This window comes from Hydrogenophaga sp. IBVHS2, from assembly GCF_002127215.1.
Taxonomy (GTDB): Bacteria; Pseudomonadota; Gammaproteobacteria; order Burkholderiales; family Burkholderiaceae_C; genus Hydrogenophaga.
In genome coordinates this window covers 909879-928713 of the sequence record NZ_NFUT01000002.1, presented here as the reverse complement: position 1 = coordinate 928713, position 18835 = coordinate 909879, and the positions used below count along the sequence as shown (strand labels likewise).

Here is an 18835-nt window from a genome sequence, read left to right as displayed (position 1 = left end):
CGGCGGTTCAGGCGGCGGCGATGTTCAGCCCGATCGTACCGACACCCTCCACCCGGCCCTCGATGCGGTCCCCCGCCACCACCGCGCCCACGCCCTCGGGCGTGCCGGTGTAGATCAGGTCACCGGGTTGCAGGTGGTAGAACAGCGAGAGGTCGGCCAGGATCTCGCGGATGTTCCAGATCAGCTTGTCCAGATCGGACCGCTGCTTGGTCTGCCCGTTGACCGAGAGCTCGATGGCGCCGCGCTCCAGCACCACACCGGGCATGGGCACGATGCTGGAGGCCACCGCCGACTGCTCGAAATCCTTGCCCAGGTCCCAGGGGCGGCCCTTGTCGCGGGCCACCAGCTGCAGGTCGCGGCGGGTCATGTCCAGGCCACAGGCGTAACCGAACACCAGCTCGTGGGCCTGGTCGGCGGGCACCTCGAATCCGGCCTTGCCGATGGCCAGCACCAGTTCCATCTCGTAGTGGTAGTTGCCGGTCTGCGGTGGATAGGCGATGGTGGCGCCCGACTCGACCAGGGCCGTCGGGGTCTTGGTGAAGTAGAACGGGCGCTCGGCGGCCTTGTCCACCGGGCGGCCCATTTCGACCGCATGGGCGTGGTAATTGCGGCCGACGCAGAAGATGCGGCCGACCGGGTAGCGCTCGCTGCGGCCTTCGATGGCCAGCGACGGGGTGGCGGGAGGGGTGAAGAGGTAGGCGGTCATGGAGGCTTTCGGAGGAAGGATCAATGAGGGTGCGGATTCAGCCTTGCTGCAGACAGTTGTCGACGTTCCAGCTGTAGAGCCAGTCCACGGCGTCGTAGAAGCGCTCCTGCGAACGGCCCCGCCACAAGGCGTTGCGCACCAGACGCTCCACGCCGGCGGCGTGGTAGAGGCGGCCCATCTCCCGGCCGGAGAGCACGATGCGGGCGGTGCGGGTGATGCGGTTGCGCTGGTACAGCTGCAGGGCGGCGTCCCAGTCGTCGTTGGTGGTGCGCAGGGCTTCGCCCAGGGTGACGGCGTCTTCCAGCGCCATGCAGGCGCCCTGCGCCATGTACTGCGTGGTGGGGTGGGCGGCATCGCCGAGCAGGGTGACCCGGCCGAACACCCAGTTGCCGATGGGTTCACGGTCGGCGGTGGCCCAGCGCTTCCAGCTCTTCGGCAGCTCGATCAGCTGCCGTGCCTTGGGTGAGATGCCCTGGAAATAGCTCTCCACCTCGGCCTTGCTGCCCTCGGTCACGCCCCACTCTTCCTGCTGGCGGCTGTGGAAGGTGACCACGATGTTGTACTGCTCACCCCCCCGCAGCGGGTAATGCACCAGATGGCACTTCGGCCCGGCCCACAGGCTCGCGGCGTTCCACTGCAGTTCCGGCGGGAATTCGGCCTTGTCGACCACCGCCCGGTAGACCACATGCCCGGTGACCCGGTGCGGATCGTTCACATACTGCGCGCGCACCACCGACTTCACGCCGTCGGCCGCGATCAGGGCGCAACCGGTCCAGCGCTGTCCGTTCTGGTCGATGGCGGTCACGGTGCCGGCCGCCTCGTCCTGCTCCACGCGCTCGATGCGGGTCCGGGTGTGGAAGGCCACCCGTCCGGTCTCGCGGGCGCCCTCGAGCAGCGCAAGGTGGATGTCGGCCCGGTGGATCACGGCATAAGGGTTGCCGAAACGCTGGCGGAAGGCCTCGCCGGTGTCGATGCGGCCGACCAGGCTCTCGTCGACCGCGTCGTGCATGACCATGCAGTCGGTGTAGACCGCACGGCTGCGCGCCTTGTCGCCGATGCCCAGGGCGTCGCAGGCGTGGAAGGCGTTCGGCCCGAGCTGCATGCCGGCCCCGATCTCGCCGATCTCGGGCGACTGCTCCAGCACCACCACCGGCAGTCCGCGCCGCACCAGGGCCAGCGCCGCCGCCAGCCCGCCGATGCCGCCGCCGCAGACGATCACCGGCCTGTTTGTCGCCTCTGCACCCATGGGAGTCTCCGTGTTCGAATCCCCCAATTATTCAGTGTACTGATCTAAAGTGCAATGATGGGGTCAACCCGCCGGCCCGAACACGTACGAGTCCATGGACAAGACGCCGTGCGCAATGCCGCCCTCCAGCGTCCAGCCCGCAGCGGGGCCCTGACCGGTATCCGATGCACCGGCGGCCACCAGCAGCGGCCAGAAATGCTCGGCGGTGGGGTGGGCCCGCTGCGCCTGAGGGGCATCGCGCAGCGCACAGCGCAGCCGGTCGCCATCGGCCTGCTCCACCGCGCCACGCACCCAGTCGGCGAACGCCTGCACATAGGCCTCGTCATCACCGTGCCCGCCCCGGAACTCGTACAGGTTGTGGGTGAGGCTGCCCGACCCCACGATCAGCACGCCCTGACCGGCCAATGGGGCCAGCGCCTGTCCGAATGCCCAGGCGCGATCGGCGTCCAGGCGGGCCGGCAGCGACACCTGAAAGACCGGGATGTCGGCCCCGGGAAACAGGTGCATCAACGGCACCCAGGCGCCGTGGTCCAGGCCGCGCCGGGCATCGACGCTGGCGGGCCAGCCCGCGGCCACCAGTGCCCGGCGGGCCTGTTCGGCCAGGGCAGGATGTCCGGGCGCCGGATAGCTCAGCTGGTAGAGCGCCGGCGCGAAACCGCCGAAGTCGTGGATGGTCTCGGGCTGACCCACCGTGCCCACCACCGGCGCGGCCGTCATCCAATGGGGCGACACCACCAGCACAGCAGCAGGCCGGGGCAGTGCACGCCCGAGCGCCGCCAGCCGTGGTCCGGCGATGCCCGGATCGAGCGCGAAGCTGGGGGCGCCGTGTGAAACGAACAGGCTGGGCAGGCGGTGGGTGGTGGTCATGGTGGTCTCCTGAGACACAGCACATGACTGTAAAAGTCAGAGCAGAGAAGATAAACAGTCCTCGGCAGGACTGACTGTCCCGCCAGATGCAACAATCGGCGCATGGACCGCTTTTCCGAAATGCAGGTGTTCGTGACCGTGGTGGACCAGGGCAGCTTCACCGGTGCGGCGCAGACACTCGGTCTGTCCCGCACCGCCGTCTCCCGCCTGCTCGGCGACCTCGAAGCGCGGCTGGGCACCCGACTGCTGCACCGCACCACCCGGCGTCTCTCGCTCACCCCCGAGGGCGAGCGGTTCCTGGAGCGGTGCCGCCGCCTGCTGGGCGACCTGGCGGAGGCCGAAGCCGAGATGAACGTACAGGCCGGTCAGGCCATCGGGCGTCTGCGGGTCAATGCGCCGGTGAGCTTCGGCCAGCTGCACCTAGCCCCGTTGTGGCCGGCCTTCATGGCCCTGCATCCGCGGGTAGAGCTGGACATCACCCTGTCGGACCGGCTGGTGGACCTGGTGGAGGAAGGCTTCGACCTGGCGGTGCGGGTGGCGCGGCTGGAGCCGTCCAGCCTGATCAGCCGGCCACTCACCTCGACCCGACTGGTGCTGTGTGCATCCCCGGTCTACCTGGAGCGACATGGTCGGCCGGCCGATCCGTCCGAACTCGCCCGCCATGCGCTCATCGGTTACTCGCTGCTCGCCACCGGCGATGTGTGGGAGTTCAGCGGGCCGGCGGGGCCGGTATCGGTGAAGGTCGACCCGCGCATGCGCGCCAACAGCGGCGACACCTGCTGCGCAGCCGCGCTGGGCCACATGGGCATCGTGCTGCAGCCCACCTTCCTGGTGGGACCGCACCTGGCCTCAGGGGCGCTGGTGGAGCTGCTGCCCGACTGGCCGGCGGGCGAGCTGGGCGTGCATGCGCTCTATCCCTCGCGCCGGCACCTCACGCCCAAGGTGCGGGCACTGGTGGACTTCCTGGCCGACGCCCTCCGGACGCGGCGCTGGACGGACTGAACAGCGCACCCGTCTTCCGGCTCACTCCCACTCGATGGTGGCTGGCGGCTTGGAGCTCACGTCGTAGGTCACGCGGTTGATGCCGCGCACCTCGTTGATGATGCGGCTGCTGACTTTCTTGAGCAGCGCATACGGCAGCTCGGCCCAGTCGGCGGTCATGAAGTCGCTGGTCTGCACCGCGCGCAGGGCCACCACATAGTCGTAGGTGCGACCGTCGCCCATCACGCCCACGCTCTTGACCGGCAGGAACACGGTGAAGGCCTGGCTGGTCAGGTCGTACCAGCTCTTGCCGGTGGCGGGGTCGATGTGGTGGCGCAGTTCCTCGATGAAGATGGCGTCGGCCCGGCGCAGCAGGTCGGCGTACTCCTTCTTCACCTCACCCAGGATGCGCACACCCAGGCCCGGACCGGGGAAGGGGTGGCGGTAGACCATGTCGGGCGGCAGGCCGAGCGCCACGCCGAGCTCGCGCACCTCGTCCTTGAACAGGTCGCGCAGCGGCTCCAGCAACTTCAGGCCCAGCTGCTCGGGCAGACCGCCCACGTTGTGGTGGCTCTTGATGGTCACCGCCTTCTTGCTCTTGGCGCCGCCGGACTCGATCACGTCCGGGTAGATGGTGCCCTGGGCCAGGAAGGTCGCGCCCTTGTGGCCCCCACTGCCCGCCTTGAGCTTCTCGGCCTCGGCCTTGAACACGTCGACGAACAGGCGGCCGATGATCTTGCGTTTCTGCTCGGGTTCGCTCACGCCGGCGAGTTCGCGCAGGAACAGTTCGCTGGCATCCACCCGGATGACCTTGGCATGCAGCTGGCCGGCGAACATGTCCATGACCATGTCGCCCTCGTTCAGGCGCAGCAGGCCATGGTCGACGAACACGCAGGTCAGCTGGTTGCCGATGGCGCGGTGGATGAGCGCAGCCGCCACGGACGAATCGACACCGCCGGACAGACCGAGGATGACCTCTTCGTCGCCCACCTGCTCGCGGATCTTCTGCACCGCTTCCTCGATGTGGTCGCGCATCACCCAGTCCGGGCGGGTGCCGCAGATGCCCAGCACGAAGCGCTCCAGCAGCGCCCGGCCCTGCACCGTGTGCGTGACCTCGGGGTGGAACTGCACCGCGTAGAAGCGTCGGGCCTCGTCGGCCATGCCGGCGATCGGGCAGCTGTCGGTGCTGGCCATGAGCTTGAAGCCCGGCGGCAGCTCGGTCACCTTGTCGCCATGGCTCATCCACACCTTGAGCATGCCGTGGCCCTCGGGCGTGGTGAAGTCGGCAATGTCCTTCAGCAGTTCGGTGTGGCCGCGCGCCCGCACCTCGGCGTAGCCGAACTCGCGGGTGCTGGAGCCTTCCACCTTGCCGCCGAGCTGCTGCGCCATGGTCTGCATGCCGTAGCAGATGCCCAGCACCGGAATGCCCAGCTCGAACACGGCGTCGGGGGCGCGGTCGTCCACCTCGTACACGCTGGCGTGGCTGCCGGACAGGATGATGCCCTTGAGCTGCCCGTCGGCCGCGTACGCCCGTACCCAGTCGCTGCTCACGTCGCAGGGATGCACCTCGCAGTACACATGCGCCTCGCGCACGCGCCGGGCGATGAGCTGCGTGACCTGGGAGCCGAAATCGAGGATGAGGATCTTCTGGTGCTGCATGGCGGTAGCTGGACTTCAGAAAAAAACAAAGGCCGCCACGAAGGACGACCCGTTGAGCGAGAGGCCACCCCGTCAAGGGGCACCGCGGAACCGGCTCCGCCGGGCCGCTGGTGCCGCCCCCTGGGGGGTGACGCCGCAGGCGGCGCGGGGGGGTCAATCAGCCCGGTAGTTGGGGGCTTCCTTGGTGATCTGCACGTCGTGCACATGGCTCTCGCGGATGCCGGCCGAGGTGATCTCCACGAATTCGGCCTTGCTGCGCATTTCCTCGATGGTGGCGCAACCGCAGTAACCCATGGAGGCGCGCAGGCCGCCGGCCATCTGGAAGATGATCGACACCACAGACCCCTTGTACGGCACCCGGCCTTCGATGCCTTCGGGCACCAGCTTGTCGGCATTGGGGTTGCCGGTGCTGCTTTCCTGGAAGTAGCGGTCGGCACTGCCCTGCTGCATGGCGCCGATGGAACCCATGCCCCGGTAGCTCTTGTAGCTGCGGCCCTGGAACAGCACGATCTCGCCCGGCGCCTCTTCGGTGCCGGCGAACATGCCGCCCATCATGACGGTGCCGGCGCCGGCCGCGATGGCCTTGGCGATGTCACCGCTGTAGCGGATGCCGCCGTCGGCGATCAGCGGCACGCCCGTGCCCTTGAGCGCCGTGGCCACGTTGTCGATGGCCATGATCTGGGGCACGCCCACGCCGGCCACGATGCGGGTGGTGCAGATCGAGCCCGGGCCGATGCCGACCTTGACCGCGTCCGCGCCGGCTTCCACCAGGGCCAGGGCCGCCGCGCCGGTGGCGATGTTGCCGCCCACCACGTCGATCTGGGGGTAGTTCTGCTTGACCCAGCGCACGCGGTCGATGACGCCCTTGCTGTGACCGTGGGCGGTGTCGACCACGATGGCATCCACACCGGCCTTGACCAGCGCCTCGACGCGTTCTTCGGTGCCCTCGCCCACGCCCACCGCCGCGCCCACGCGCAGACGGCCGGCGGCATCACGGGCCGCGTTGGGGAAGTTGAGCTGCTTGGTGATGTCCTTGACGGTGATCAGGCCCTTGAGCTCGAAGGACTCGTTGACCACCAGCAGGCGCTCAAGCTTGTGCTTGTTGAGCAGCGCCTTGGCTTCGGCCGGGGTGGTGCCCTCGGGCACGGTGATCAGGCGCTCGCGCGGGGTCATGATCTCGCGCACCGGCAGGTCGTAACGGGTCTCGAAGCGCAGGTCTCGGCCGGTGACGATGCCGACCACCTTGCCGCCGTCGACCACCGGGAACCCCGAAACCCCCAGTTCGTCGGACAGCTTCATCACCTCGCGGATGGTGGTGCGGGGCGAGATGACCACCGGATCGCGCAGCACGCCGGATTCGTAGCGCTTGACCTTGGCCACCTGGGCCGCCTGCTCCTGGGCAGTGAGGTTCTTGTGCACGATGCCGATGCCGCCCTCTTGGGCAATGGCAATGGCCAGACGCGCCTCGGTGACGGTGTCCATGGCGGCGGACACCAGCGGCAGGTTGAGGGTGATGTTGCGGGAGAAACGTGTCGCCAGCGAGGTGTCCTTGGGCAGGACCTGGGAGTAGGCTGGGACCAGCAGAACGTCGTCGAACGTGAGCGCTTTGCCGAGGAGGCGCATGGGTCAATCTCCAAAAACCGGATTGTACTCGCCCCCTCCGGATCGGCCCGGCGGCGCTACACTTTGCTGGATGAACACACCCGCTGCCCTGACCCGCCTGCTCGTGGCCCTGCCGCTCGCCTGCCTCACGGTTGTTGCCCATGCCCAATGGCAGTGGATCGACAGCACCGGCCGCAAGGTGTTCAGCGACACGGCCCCGCCCCCGGGCACCCCCGACAAGAACATCCTCACCCGCCCAGCCGCCACCCGGGCGGCCCCCCTGGTCGCACCCGTTGCCGCCCAGCCGGCGGCCGGCGTTCCGGGTGCGGCGCCGGCATCGGGCGTGCAGGCCGGGGCCCCCAAGGAGGCGGTCGATCCGCGCCTGGAAGCCCGCAAACGCGAGGCCGAGGCCGCCGAAGCCGCCAAGAAGAAGGCCGAAGAAGAGCGCACGGCACGCCAGCGGGCCGAGAACTGCGAGCGGGCCCGCAGCGCCAAGGCCACCCTGGATTCCGGTGTGCGCATCGCCACCACCAGCCCCAGCGGCGAGCGGTCGATCATGGACGACGCGGCGCGCGCGGTGGAGGAACGCCGGGTGGCCGATGCCATCCGCACCGAGTGCGGTCCGGCGCCCAAGCCGGCCCAGTGACCCGCTCAGTAGCCTGATTTCGCGCCCGGCCGGCGGCGGGAGAAAAGCCCGGCGCCCCGGGCGCCCTGCCCGGCAAACCGCTCTCGCCGGGCCACCTTGGGGTCCACACGCAGATCCCGCACGAGCTCCACCCGATCGCCATCGGCCAAGGGCTGATCCAGCCGGGCCTTGCGGCCCCAGACCCCCACGAACCGTCCTGCCGGCAAGGCGCCGGCTGCATCGAGCAGGTGAGCGGCCTTCAGCGCGTCCCCCACGGTGGCGCCTTCAGCCAGTTCCACCAGGGTTTCGGTCACCACGCGGGGCGCGGGTGCGTGCAGGAGCGTGATGCGCAAGGCCATGCGCCTCAGGCCGCCCCGTAGACCTGGTCGGCCCGCTTGACGAAAGCGTCGACCAGATTGCCCGCGATGCGGTCGAACACCGGGCCGACCACCGACGAGAGCGCCTGGCTGGAGAATCCGTAGGTCAGGGTGAACTCCACCTTGCAGGCGCGCTGGCTGCCGTCCCCCAGCGGGGTGAAGGTCCAGCGGCCATCCAGGTGCGAAAAGGGTCCGTCGACCAGCTGCATGTGTACTTCGCGGTCGCTCACATGCTGGTTGCGGGTGGTGAAGCTCTGGCGGATGCCGCTGATGGACATGCCCACCCGTGCCACCATGCCGTCTGCCGACTGCTCCACCACCTCGCCGCTGGCGCACCAGGGCAGGAACTGGGGATAGTGCTGCACATCGGTCACCAGGGCGAACATTTCCTGCGCGCTGTGCCAGAGCAGAACGGACTTGTGGATGGTTTTCATACAATCGGCACCCAGTGACCACAACCTTGTGGTCCTGGGGCAGAACCCGCAATTTTAGGGGCTTGCCCCGGCGGCACTCCGCCCCCATCTGAATCCCCATGTCCCAAGCTTCCCCCAAGACCGCCTCCAGAGGCGCGGCCCGCCAGCCGGCCGACAGCCGCATCGCCGACAACAAGAAGGCGATCTTCAACTACCACATCGAAGAGCGGTTCGAGGCGGGCATGGTGCTGCAGGGATGGGAGGTCAAGGCCCTGCGCGAAGGCAAGGTGCAGCTCACCGATGGCTACGTGCTGATCCGCGAGGGCGAGCTGTTCCTCATCGGCTGCCTGATCAACCCGCTGCGCACCGCCAGCACCCATGTGTCGGCCGACTCGGCACGCACCAAGAAGCTGCTGCTGCACAAGGACCAGATCCGCCGGCTCGTCGGCAAGGTGGAGCAGAAGGGCCACACTCTGGTGCCCCTGAACCTGCACTGGAAGGCCGGCAAGGTGAAGTGCGAGGTGGCGCTGGCCAAGGGCAAGGCCGAGCACGACAAGCGCGACACCATCAAGGAACGCGAAGGCAAGCGCGAGGTCGAGCGGGCCATGAAGTCCCGCAACCGCTGAACCCGCCCCGGTCGGGTCAGCCCAGGTGGCGCAGCGGATGCGCCGACGCCGGCCAGGGCGAGGCGAAGAAGGCCGCCACATCGGCTGCAGCCACCTCCTCCACCCGGGCCGGATGCCATTTCGGCGCATGGTCCTTGTCGACGGCCAGGGCCCGGATGCCCTCCACGGTCTCGCTCGCCGCGCCCGGGCGCAGATGGAAGCAGCGGCGCACCATGTCGCGCTCCATGCGCAGGTCGTCGGCCAGGCCCATGCCGCGGGCACGGCGGATCTGCTCCAGCACCACATGCAGCATCAGCGGCGAACGGTGGCGCAGCACCTCGGCCGTGCTGCGGGCCCAGTCGCTGTCGGTGGCTTCCAGGGCCAGCACCATGGCGGTGGCATCCCCCATGCCGAAGATCCGTTCCACCTCGGCCACCGGCCAGGTGGGCGCCGGTACCTGAGCGTTCAGGTGGCTGGCCACCCAGCGCTCCACGGCGTCCCCGTTCTCGAACGGGGTCGTGGCCAGGCTGGCCCACAAACCGGCCAGGCGGCCGGACTCGATGAAGCCGTCGGCCAGACCGGCCGCGATGGACTCCGGGCCCGCCAGGATCCGCCCGGTGAGCGCCAGGTATTCACCCAGACGCCCGGCGCAGCGGCTCAGGAAATAGCCGCCGCCCACGTCCGGAAACAGGCCGATGTGGGTCTCGGGCATGGCGAGCTTGCTGCGCTCGGTCACCACCCGCAGGCTGGCCCCCTGGCTGATGCCCATGCCGCCGCCCATGCAGATGCCGTCCATGAAGGCGATGTAGGGCTTGGGGTAGGTGTGGATCAGGTGGTTGAGCGCGTATTCCTCGGTGAAGAAGTCTTCCAGTTCGGGGTTGCCGGCCAGCGCGGCCTGGTGGAAGAAGCGGATGTCGCCACCGGCGCAGAAACTGCCGAACGGCCCTTCCTTCCCGGTGCCCCGGATGGCCACGGCCAGCACGGCCGGGTCGTCGCGCCAGGCCAGCAAGGCGGCCGTCAGATCTCTCACCATCGACAGCGAGAGCGCGTTCAGGGCCCTCGGCCGGTTCAGCGTGAGGCACCCCACCCGGCCCTGGATTTCAGCGACCACCCATTGTTCGGTATTCGACATGCAGACTCCGTGAAATAGGCCGGCCGGGTCAGTGCCCGTCCAGCGACTGGATGCGGGGCATGGCAACGCGCGCCCGCCAGCCCAGCAGCTCGTTGAGAACCAGGGCGCCGATCACCAATGTACCCCCCAGCAGCACCGGCTGGCCCGGTGCCTCGCCGGCACCCACCCAGGCCAGCAGGATGCCGAAGATGACCTCCAGCAGCGCCAGCAGCGACACCTCCGGTGCCTTCAGCACCCGGGCGCATACCACCGACAGGACGCACGGGATGGCCAGCTGGGTCAGACCCAGCAGTCCCAGCCAGGCCATGTCCGATGCCGTGGCCTGGAAAGGCACCGCCAGCGGCAGCGTGAACAGGCTCGATATCACTGCGCCCAGCAGGACCGAGGGCACCAGGTCGATGGACGCCCCCTGGCTGCGGCTGCGCTGGACCACGGTCCAGTTGATCGCTCCGGCCACCGGCACGCACAGCGACGCGAGCGAGCCGATGACCAGCGAGGCGGTGTCGATGGACGCATCGTCGAAGGCCGCCAGGAACTGGGTGCCGTACATGTAGACGATGCCGGCGCCGGCCGCCACGATGGCCCCCCAGGTGCGCCAGGGCAGTGGCTGGCGGATGACCAGCCGCGCGAGCAGCGCGGTGAACAGCGGACCCAGCGCCATGATGACGAGCACGTTGGCCACGGTGGTGAAGGTCAGCGCCAGCATGAAGGCGGTGAACATCACGCTCCAGCACACGCCGCTGATCCAGAACGCGGGCGACTCCGGCAGCAGGCCCCAGTGGCGGTGCAGCCAGCGGCCCAGCGGAGACCGCTCGGTGGCGTCTGCCGGTGCGGGCGTGGCGCGGCGCCACAGCGGCAACAGCACCAGCAGCGACAGCGCCGTGAAGGCGCTGCGCCAGAACGTCACCTCGAAACGCGCCGCCGATTCCAGCTGGCGCGACACCACCCCGGCGGTGGACCACAGCAGGGTCACCACCACCATCAGAAAGACGGCCCGGGTGTGGCTGAGCTTCATGCCTCGCGGCTGGCGCGCTTGCGCTCATGCTCCTTGAGGAAGCGCTTGCGCAGACGCACGCTCTTGGGCGTGATCTCGACCAGCTCGTCGTCCTCGATGAACTCCACGCCGTACTCCAGGGTGAGCTCGATCGGCGGGGTGATCTTGATGGCGTCTTCCTTGCCCGAGACGCGGAAGTTGGTCAGCTGCTTGGTGCGGGTGGCGTTGACCACCAGATCGTTGTCGCGGCTGTGGATGCCGACGATCATGCCCTCGTACACCGGGTCGTTCGGGCGCACGAACATGCGGCCGCGGTCGTCCAGCTTGCCCAGGGCGTAGGTGAAGATCTCGCCGTCGTCCATGCTGATGAGCACGCCGTTCTTGCGGCTGGCGATCTCGCCCTTGTGCGGCTCGTAGCTGTCGAAGATGTTGCTGATCAGGCCCGAACCACGGGTGAGGTTCAGGAACTCGTTGGTGAAGCCGATCAGGCCGCGGGCCGGAATGCGGTATTCCAGCCGCACGCGCCCCTTGCCGTCCGGGATCATGTTGACCAGCTCGCCCTTGCGCTCGCCCAGGGCCTGCATCACGCCGCCCTGGTGCTGCTCCTCGATGTCGGCCGTGACCAGCTCGATGGGCTCGCACTTCTCGCCGTTGATCTCGCGGAACACCACGCGCGGCTTGGACACGGCCAGCTCGTAGCCTTCGCGCCGCATGTTCTCCAGCAGGATGGTCAGGTGCAGTTCGCCCCGGCCGGAGACCTCGAAGATGCCGTCCTCGTCGGTTTCCTTCACACGCAGGGCCACGTTGGACTGCAGTTCCTTCTGCAGGCGGTCCCAGATCTGGCGGCTGGTCACGTACTTGCCTTCACGACCGGCCAGCGGGCTGGTGTTGACGCAGAAGTTCATGGTCAGGGTGGGCTCGTCGACCTTGAGCATGGGCAGCGGCGCCGGGTTGGCCGGGTCGGTCACGGTCACGCCGATGCCGATGTCGGCGATGCCGTTGATCAGCACGATGTCACCCGGGCCGGCTTCGGGGGCCTGCACCCGGTCCAGACCCTGGAAGGTGAGCACCTGGTTGATGCGGCCCTTGACCGACTTGCCGTCCGGGCCTTCCATCACCAGCACGTCCATGCCGGGCTTGATGGTGCCCTGGCTGATGCGGCCCACGCCGATGCGGCCGACGAAGGTGGAGAAATCGAGGGCGGAGATCTGCAGCTGCAGCGGCGCGTCCGGGTCACCCTTCTGGGCCGGCACGTGCTTGAGCACGGTGTCGAACAGGGCCGACATGTCCGGGCCCCACTGCTCGCCGGGAGCGCCCTCTTCCAGCGAGGTCCAGCCATTGATGCCCGAGGCATAGACCACCGGGAACTCGAGCTGCTCGTCGCTGGCGCCGAGGTTGGCGAACAGGTCGAAGGCTTCGTTGATCACCTTGGTGGGGTTGGCACCGGGCTTGTCGACCTTGTTGACCACCACGATGGGCTTGAGGCCCAGGGCCAGCGCCTTCTTGGTCACGAAGCGGGTCTGGGGCATCGGGCCCTCTTGGGCATCGATCAGCAGCACCACGCCGTCCACCATGGACAGGGCGCGCTCGACCTCGCCCCCGAAGTCCGCGTGGCCGGGGGTGTCGACGATGTTGATGTGCGTGCCTTGCCAGCTCACGGCGCAGTTCTTGGCCAGGATGGTGATGCCGCGTTCGCGTTCGATGGCGTTGTTGTCCATCACGGTGTCGACCACCTTCTCGTGCTCGGCGAAGGTGCCGGACTGCCGCAGCAGCTGGTCGACCATGGTGGTCTTGCCGTGGTCGACGTGGGCGATGATGGCGATGTTGCGAATTTGCTTGCTCATGGTGTGGGTTCCGGTGAGGTTTCCTGGATCTGCTGGATTTCGATGGGGCTCAGCAAGCGCCCCGGTATGAGTTCTCCCCCGCGCACATGGGCGCTGCCCAGCAGCACCTCGCTGCCATCGGCGGCCGGCGGGCCATAGACGGCCACCTGGGCCAGGTCGGGCCAGTCGCCCCGGCGGCGCACACCGCTGAGGAACCGGCCTGCATCCTCGTGGCCCAGGGTGACGCGGGCATGACCCGGCAGCAGGCGCTGCACCGGCTGCAGCCGTGCCGACCGCTCGGTCTCGGACAGGCTCTCGAGTTCGGCCAGGGTGGTGCACTGGGCCGCATGAAACGGCCCGGTGGCCACGCGCCGCAGCAGGCTCAGATGCCCGCCGCAGCCCAGGGCAGCACCGATGTCCTCGCCCAGGGTTCGGATGTAGGTGCCCTTGCTGCAGCACACCCGCAGGCGCAGGCTCGGCGCATCGCCGGCGAGCTGCAGGTCGAGCAGTTCGATGTCGTGGATCACGACCTGGCGGGGCGCACGTTCCACCGTCTGCCCGTCGCGGGCGTATTCGTACAGCGGCCTGCCGTCCTTCTTGAGGGCGCTGTGCATGGGCGGGACCTGCTCGATCGCACCCATGAACCGGTCCAGCACCTCCACCACCTGACCGGGCGTGCAGGTCACCGGCCGGATGTCGACCACCTCACCCTCGGCATCCGCCGTGGTGGTGGTGATGCCCAGACGGACCACGGTCTCGTAGGTCTTGTCGGCGTCCAGGTGCAGCTGGCTGAACTTGGTGGCCGCACCGAAGCACAGCGGCAGCACACCGGTGGCCAGCGGATCGAGCGTGCCGGTGTGGCCCGCCTTTTCGGCGCGCAGCAGCCACTTGGCCTTCTGCAAGGCCTGGTTGCTGGAGAGTCCCAGCGGTTTGTCGAGCAACAGCACCCCATGCACAGGGCGCCGCTGCACCCGTGTGCTGTGGCGCTGCATGGTCATTCCTCGTTCTTGGAACGCGATGCAACGGCCTTGGAGATCAAGGCGTTCATGTCGGCCGCGCGCTCGGTGGTGCGGTCGAACACGAAGTGCAGCGTGGGCACGGTGTGGATGTGCAGGCGCTTGAACAGGCCGTTGCGCAGGAAGCCCGCCGCGGCATTGAGCCCGGCCAGGGTTTCCTCCGGCTCGCCGGTGAGCAGGCTGAAGAACACCTTGGCGTGGGCGTAGTCGGGCGTGACCTCGACCGCGTTGATGGTGACCATGCCCACGCGAGGATCCTTGAGCTCGCGCGCGATCAGCTCGGCCAGATCGCGCTGGATCTGGTCGGCCACGCGGAAGCCGCGGTTGGGCACGGAGGACGCTTTGCGGGGCATGGGTGACCTTACAGCGTGCGCGCCACTTCCTTGACCTCAAAGAACTCGAGCTGGTCGCCCTCTTTGATGTCGTTGTAGTTGCGCAGCTTGATACCGCACTCGAAGCCTTCCTTGACCTCGCGGACATCGTCCTTGAGGCGCTTGAGGGACTCGAGCTCGCCGGTGTAGACCACCACGTTGTCGCGCAGCAGGCGGAAGTGCGCAGACCGCGTGACCATGCCGTTGGTGACCATGCAGCCTGCCACGGTACCGATCTTGGAGGCCACGAACACGGTGCGGATCTCGGCGGTGCCGATGACCTCTTCCCGCTTCTCCGGCGCCAGCATGCCCGACATGGCGGCCTTGAGCTCGTCCACCGCGTCGTAAATGATGTTGTAGTAGCGCAGATCGATCTCGTTGCCCTCGGCCAGCTTGCGGGCGCCGGCATCGGCACGCACGTTGAAGCCGATCACGATGGCACCGGCCGCAATGGCCAGGTTGATGTCCGATTCGCTGATGCCGCCCACGCCGGCATACACCAGCTGCACCTTGACCTCGTCGGTCGAGAGCTTGAGCAGCGACGCGGCCAGCGCTTCCTGCGAACCCTGCACATCGGCCTTGAGGATGATGGGCAGCGTCTTGACCTCGCCGGCGGTCATGTCGGCAAACATGTTCTCCAGCTTGGCAGCCTGCTGCTTGGCCAGCTTGGTGTTGCGGAACTTGCCGGCGCGATAGGTGGCGATCTCGCGGGCACGGCGCTCGTCGGCCATGACCATGAACTCGTCGCCGGCCTGCGGCACTTCCGACAGACCCTGGATCTCCACCGGGATCGACGGGCCGGCTTCCTTGGCCGGCTTGCCGTTCTCGTCCAGCATGGCGCGCACGCGGCCGGAGGTCTGGCCTGCCAGCACCACGTCGCCGACCTTGAGCGTGCCGGACTGCACCAGCACGGTGGCCACGGCACCACGGCCCTTGTCGAGGCGGGCTTCGATCACCAGACCCTTGGCCATGGCTTCCACCGGGGCCTTGAGCTCCAGCACCTCGGCCTGCAGCAGCACCTGCTCGAGCAGTGCGTCGATGCCCAGACCGGTCTTGGCCGAGACGGCCACGAAGGGCGAATCGCCGCCGAATTCTTCCGGCACCACCTCTTCGGCCACCAGCTCCGACTTGACGCGGTCGATGTTGGCTTCGGGCTTGTCGGCCTTGGTCATGGCCACCACGATGGGAACGCCGGCCGCCTTGGCGTGCTTCACGGCTTCCTTGGTCTGCGGCATGACGCCGTCGTCGGCGGCACACACCAGGATGACGATGTCGGTGGCCTGCGCACCTCGGGCCCGCATGGCGGTGAACGCCTCGTGGCCGGGGGTGTCGAGGAAGGTGACCGTGCCGCGCGGGGTGTCCACGTGGTAGGCGCCGATGTGCTGCGTGATGCCGCCGGCCTCGCCGGCCGCCACCTTGGTGCGACGGATGTAGTCCAGCAGCGAGGTCTTGCCGTGGTCGACGTGACCCATCACGGTGACCACAGGGGCGCGCGGCAGGGCTTCGGCCGACTGCATTGCCGATTCCTCGTCGGTGAAGGCTTCCGGATCGTCCAGTGCCGCCACCACCGCCTTGTGGCCCAGTTCCTCCACCACGATCATGGCGGTGTCCTGGTCCAGCGGCTGGTTGATGGTGACCATCTGGCCCAGCTTCATCAGCTGCTTGATGACCTCGGACGACTTCAGGCTCATCTTGTGGGCCAGCTCGGCGACCGTGATGGTCTCGGGCACATGCACCTCGATGACCTTGAACTCGGTCGGGGCCTGGAAGTTGCTCTGGCCGCCGTCGCGGGAATCGCGGTCGTTGCGGCGGCCCTTGGGACCACCGCGCCAGTTGGAGCGGCCGGCCGTGGTGTCGCCACGGGTCTTGATTTCCTTCTTCTTGGCCGCGTCGTCCTTCCAGGTGGAGGACAGGTTCTCCGACTTGACCTCTTTCTTGCCCGCCACGCCGGCGGCCGGGGCCGCAGCGCCGGCAGGTGCCTTGACAGGCGTGCCGGCCGGCTTGTGCAGCGTGCCCTTGATGCCAGCCTTGGCATCGGGGGCCGGCTCGGGCTTCTTGGCCACCAGGGTCTTGGCCGGGGTGGCCATCATGGCGCGGATGCTGGCCGCTTCGGCCTCGGCCTTGCGGCGACGTTCCATCAGCTCCTGGGCGCGCAGGTCCTCGGCTTTCTTGGCTTCGGCCACGCGGGCGGCTTCGGCCCGGACGGCCTCGGCCTTGGCATCGACCGCCTTCTGGTCGACCGCGGGCGCGGCGGCCGGGGCCGGGGCGGCCACGGCGGCGGGTTTCTCGGCCGCCTGGCGGGCCCGTTCGGCCTCGGCGGCCGCGGCAGCCTCGGCTTCCAGTCGGGCGGCCTCGGCGGCACGGGCCTCTTCGGCCTCGCGCTGCTGGCGCTTGGCGGCGAGTTCCTCTTCCTGGCGGCGGATCAGCTCGGCCTGACGGCGGGCTTCCTCTTCGCGGCGGGCCAGTTCCTCATGGTCGATCACCGGTGCAGCCGGGGCCTGCGGCTCGGCAGCGGCCTGTGCCTCCGGCACGGCCACCTCGTCGTCGCGCTTGATGAAGGTGCGCTTCTTGCGGACCTCTACCTGGATGGTGCGGGCGCGGCCGGTGGCATCGGCCTGCTTGATCTCGGAGGTCGACTTCTTGACCAGGGTGATCTTCTTGCGCTCACCGCCCGCCGTGCCGTGGGCGGCCTTGAGGTGGTTCAGCAGCATCTGCTTGTCGGATTCGGTCACGGGGTCCGATCCGGCGGATTTGGGCACACCGGCTGCGGAGAGTTGCTCCAGCAGCAGGGTGGTCGGTTTGTTCAGTTCGGCAGCCAGCTCGGCGACGGTGGTACTTGTCATGGGTTCTTTGCTCCGTGGGCCTCCGCTGCTCAGGATGCCGAGGACGCTTCGTCACCGGCGAACCAGTGCGCGCGCGCCTGCATGATCAGGGCAGTGGCCTCTTCCGGCGTCTGGCCGGTGATGTCGGTGAGCTCGTCGGTGGCCAGGTCGGCCAGCTCGTCGCGGGTGTGTATGCCTGCATCGGCCAGCTTGGCGATCAGCTCCTGGGTCACGCCTTCGAGGTCGCGCAAATCTTGCGAGACTTCTTCCACGCTTTCTTCGCGGGCGATTTCCATGGTGAGCAAGGCATCCTTGGCGCGGGTGCGCAGTTCGTTCACCGTGTCTTCGTCGAAGGACTCGATCTCCAGCATTTCCTGCAGCGGCACATAGGCCACTTCTTCGAGACTGGTGAAACCTTCTTCGATCAGGATGTCGGCAATCTCCTGGTCCACATCCAGCTTGGCCATGAAGACCTTGCGGATGCCGTCGGCCTCTTCGGCCTGTTTCTGGGCCGACTCGTCGGCGGTCATGATGTTGATGCGCCAGCCGGTGAGGTCGGACGCGAGGCGCACGTTCTGGCCGCCACGGCCGATGGCGATGGCCAGGTTTTCCTCGTCCACCACCACGTCCATGGCGTGACGCTCCTCGTCCACCACGATGGACACCACGTTGGCCGGGGCCAGGGCACCGATGACGAACTGGGCCGGATCGTCGGACCACAGCACGATGTCCACGCGCTCGCCGGCGAGCTCGTTGGTCACGGCATTGACGCGGGAGCCGCGCACGCCCACGCAGGTGCCGATCGGGTCGATGCGGCGGTCGTTGCTCTGCACCGCGATCTTGGCGCGCGAGCCGGGGTCACGGGCGCACTTCTTGATTTCCAGCAGGCCCTGCTCGATCTCGGGCACTTCCTGGCGGAACAGCTCGATCATGAACTCGGGGGCCGAGCGCGACAGCAGGATGGGGGCGCCGCGCAGGGTCAGGTCGACCTCCATGATCATGGCGCGCACACGGTCGCCGGTCCGGAAGTTTTCCTTCGGGATCATCTCGCCGCGGCGCAGCCGGCCTTCGACGCGACCGCTCTCGACGATCAGGTCACCCTTGTCCATGCGCTTGACGGTGCCCACGAAGATCTTGTCGCCGCGCGACATGAAATCGTTGAGCAGCATCTCGCGCTCGGCGTCGCGGATCTTCTGCAGGATCACCTGCTTGGCGGCCATGGCACCGATGCGGCCGATCGGCACGCTCTCCACCGGCTTCTCGATGTAGTCGCCTTCCTCGATGTCGGCGATCTCCTCGCGGGCATCGGAGAGCAGTTCTTCGGCGTCGGGGTTCTGCAGGCCGGCCGAATCGGGCACGACCAGCCAGCGGCGGAAGGTCTCATAGGCGCCGGTGTCCGGATCCATGGCCACACGGATGTCGACCTCGCCCTTGTAGAGCTTCTTGGTGGCCGAGGCCAGGGCCTGTTCCACAGCGCCCATGACGATATCGCGCTCGACGTTCTTCTCACGCGAGATCGCATCGATCAGCATCAACATTTCGCGGTTCATTTCACTCGCCCACCTTTCGCATTGCTTGTCTGTTCTGTCTTCGATC

General features: G+C 68.1%; 17 protein-coding genes and 1 tRNA gene. 4 read left to right on the top strand and 14 right to left on the bottom strand.

Going from position 1 to position 18835, the window contains the following annotated elements; all coding sequences use genetic code 11:
* Nucleotides 1–7: 7 nt before the first annotated feature.
* From CAP38_RS09100 to CAP38_RS15370, 3 genes are all read right to left on the bottom strand, one after another.
* Complete coding sequence (locus CAP38_RS09100; protein WP_086121005.1) at nt 8–706, bottom strand: fumarylacetoacetate hydrolase family protein; 699 nt, start codon at nt 704–706, stop codon at nt 8–10.
* 37 nt (nt 707–743) lie between these two features.
* Nucleotides 744–1952, bottom strand: a complete 1209-nt coding sequence (locus CAP38_RS09095) for a 3-hydroxybenzoate 6-monooxygenase (protein ID WP_086121004.1) — start codon at nt 1950–1952, stop codon at nt 744–746.
* Nucleotides 1953–2015: 63 nt separating this feature from the next.
* Complete coding sequence (locus tag CAP38_RS15370; protein ID WP_179188507.1) at nt 2016–2528, bottom strand: class III extradiol ring-cleavage dioxygenase; 513 nt, start codon at nt 2526–2528, stop codon at nt 2016–2018.
* Between the two features lie 41 nt (nt 2529–2569).
* Between CAP38_RS15370 and CAP38_RS15365 the strand changes: the two genes are divergently transcribed.
* Together CAP38_RS15365 and CAP38_RS09085 are read left to right on the top strand one after the other, a co-directional pair.
* Nucleotides 2570–2661 (top strand) — tRNA-Ser (locus CAP38_RS15365).
* Between the two features lie 260 nt (nt 2662–2921).
* Entirely contained in the window at nt 2922–3821 is a 900-nt protein-coding gene (locus CAP38_RS09085; protein WP_086121002.1) for a LysR family transcriptional regulator, read from the top strand.
* 21 nt (nt 3822–3842) lie between these two features.
* On the opposite strand, the gene guaA is transcribed toward CAP38_RS09085, so the two are convergent.
* Nucleotides 3843–5459 (bottom strand): glutamine-hydrolyzing GMP synthase, encoded by a 1617-nt coding sequence (gene guaA, locus CAP38_RS09080; protein WP_086121001.1) that lies wholly within the window; start codon nt 5457–5459, stop codon nt 3843–3845.
* Nucleotides 5460–5612: 153 nt separating this feature from the next.
* Nucleotides 5613–7082, bottom strand: a complete 1470-nt coding sequence (gene guaB / locus CAP38_RS09075) for an IMP dehydrogenase (RefSeq protein WP_086121000.1) — start codon at nt 7080–7082, stop codon at nt 5613–5615.
* A gap of 70 nt (nt 7083–7152) precedes the next feature.
* On the opposite strand from guaB, the gene CAP38_RS09070 reads away from it, so the two are divergent.
* Nucleotides 7153–7707, top strand: coding sequence for a DUF4124 domain-containing protein (locus CAP38_RS09070; protein ID WP_086120999.1), 555 nt, complete (start codon nt 7153–7155; stop codon nt 7705–7707).
* A gap of 5 nt (nt 7708–7712) precedes the next feature.
* Here CAP38_RS09070 and CAP38_RS09065 read toward each other — a convergent pair whose 3' ends face one another.
* Entirely contained in the window at nt 7713–8045 is a 333-nt protein-coding gene (locus CAP38_RS09065; RefSeq protein ID WP_086120998.1) for an RnfH family protein, read from the bottom strand.
* Nucleotides 8046–8050: 5 nt separating this feature from the next.
* Entirely contained in the window at nt 8051–8497 is a 447-nt protein-coding gene (locus CAP38_RS09060; RefSeq protein WP_086120997.1) for a type II toxin-antitoxin system RatA family toxin, read from the bottom strand.
* Between the two features lie 98 nt (nt 8498–8595).
* Here CAP38_RS09060 and smpB point away from each other — a divergent pair, with 98 nt between their 5' ends.
* Nucleotides 8596–9102 (top strand): SsrA-binding protein SmpB, encoded by a 507-nt coding sequence (smpB, locus tag CAP38_RS09055; protein ID WP_086120996.1) that lies wholly within the window; start codon nt 8596–8598, stop codon nt 9100–9102.
* A gap of 16 nt (nt 9103–9118) precedes the next feature.
* Here smpB and CAP38_RS09050 read toward each other — a convergent pair whose 3' ends face one another.
* The 7 genes from CAP38_RS09050 to nusA are packed head-to-tail and all read right to left on the bottom strand — an operon-like array spanning nt 9119 to nt 18789.
* The gene (locus CAP38_RS09050) at nt 9119–10213 is read right to left on the bottom strand and encodes an enoyl-CoA hydratase/isomerase family protein (RefSeq protein ID WP_086120995.1); all 1095 of its coding nucleotides are present in this window, start codon (nt 10211–10213) and stop codon (nt 9119–9121) included.
* A 28-nt stretch (nt 10214–10241) separates the two neighbouring features.
* A complete protein-coding gene (locus tag CAP38_RS09045; protein WP_086120994.1) occupies nt 10242–11228 on the bottom strand; it encodes a DMT family transporter in 987 nt (328 codons plus the stop codon).
* The gene (gene typA / locus CAP38_RS09040; RefSeq protein ID WP_086120993.1) at nt 11225–13051 is read right to left on the bottom strand and encodes a translational GTPase TypA; all 1827 of its coding nucleotides are present in this window, start codon (nt 13049–13051) and stop codon (nt 11225–11227) included. The genes CAP38_RS09045 and typA overlap by 4 nt, the downstream gene beginning before the upstream one ends.
* A complete protein-coding gene (truB, locus tag CAP38_RS09035) occupies nt 13048–14022 on the bottom strand; it encodes a tRNA pseudouridine(55) synthase TruB (RefSeq protein ID WP_086121124.1) in 975 nt (324 codons plus the stop codon). The genes typA and truB overlap by 4 nt, the downstream gene beginning before the upstream one ends.
* 2 nt (nt 14023–14024) lie before the next feature.
* Nucleotides 14025–14399, bottom strand: coding sequence for a 30S ribosome-binding factor RbfA (gene rbfA / locus CAP38_RS09030; protein WP_086120992.1), 375 nt, complete (start codon nt 14397–14399; stop codon nt 14025–14027).
* An 8-nt stretch (nt 14400–14407) separates the two neighbouring features.
* Entirely contained in the window at nt 14408–17260 is a 2853-nt protein-coding gene (gene infB, locus CAP38_RS09025) for a translation initiation factor IF-2 (protein ID WP_086120991.1), read from the bottom strand.
* A 29-nt stretch (nt 17261–17289) separates the two neighbouring features.
* Nucleotides 17290–18789: a transcription termination factor NusA gene (gene nusA / locus CAP38_RS09020; RefSeq protein WP_086120990.1), complete on the bottom strand. Its 1500-nt coding sequence runs from the start codon at nt 18787–18789 to the stop codon at nt 17290–17292.
* Nucleotides 18790–18835: the final 46 nt, after the last annotated feature.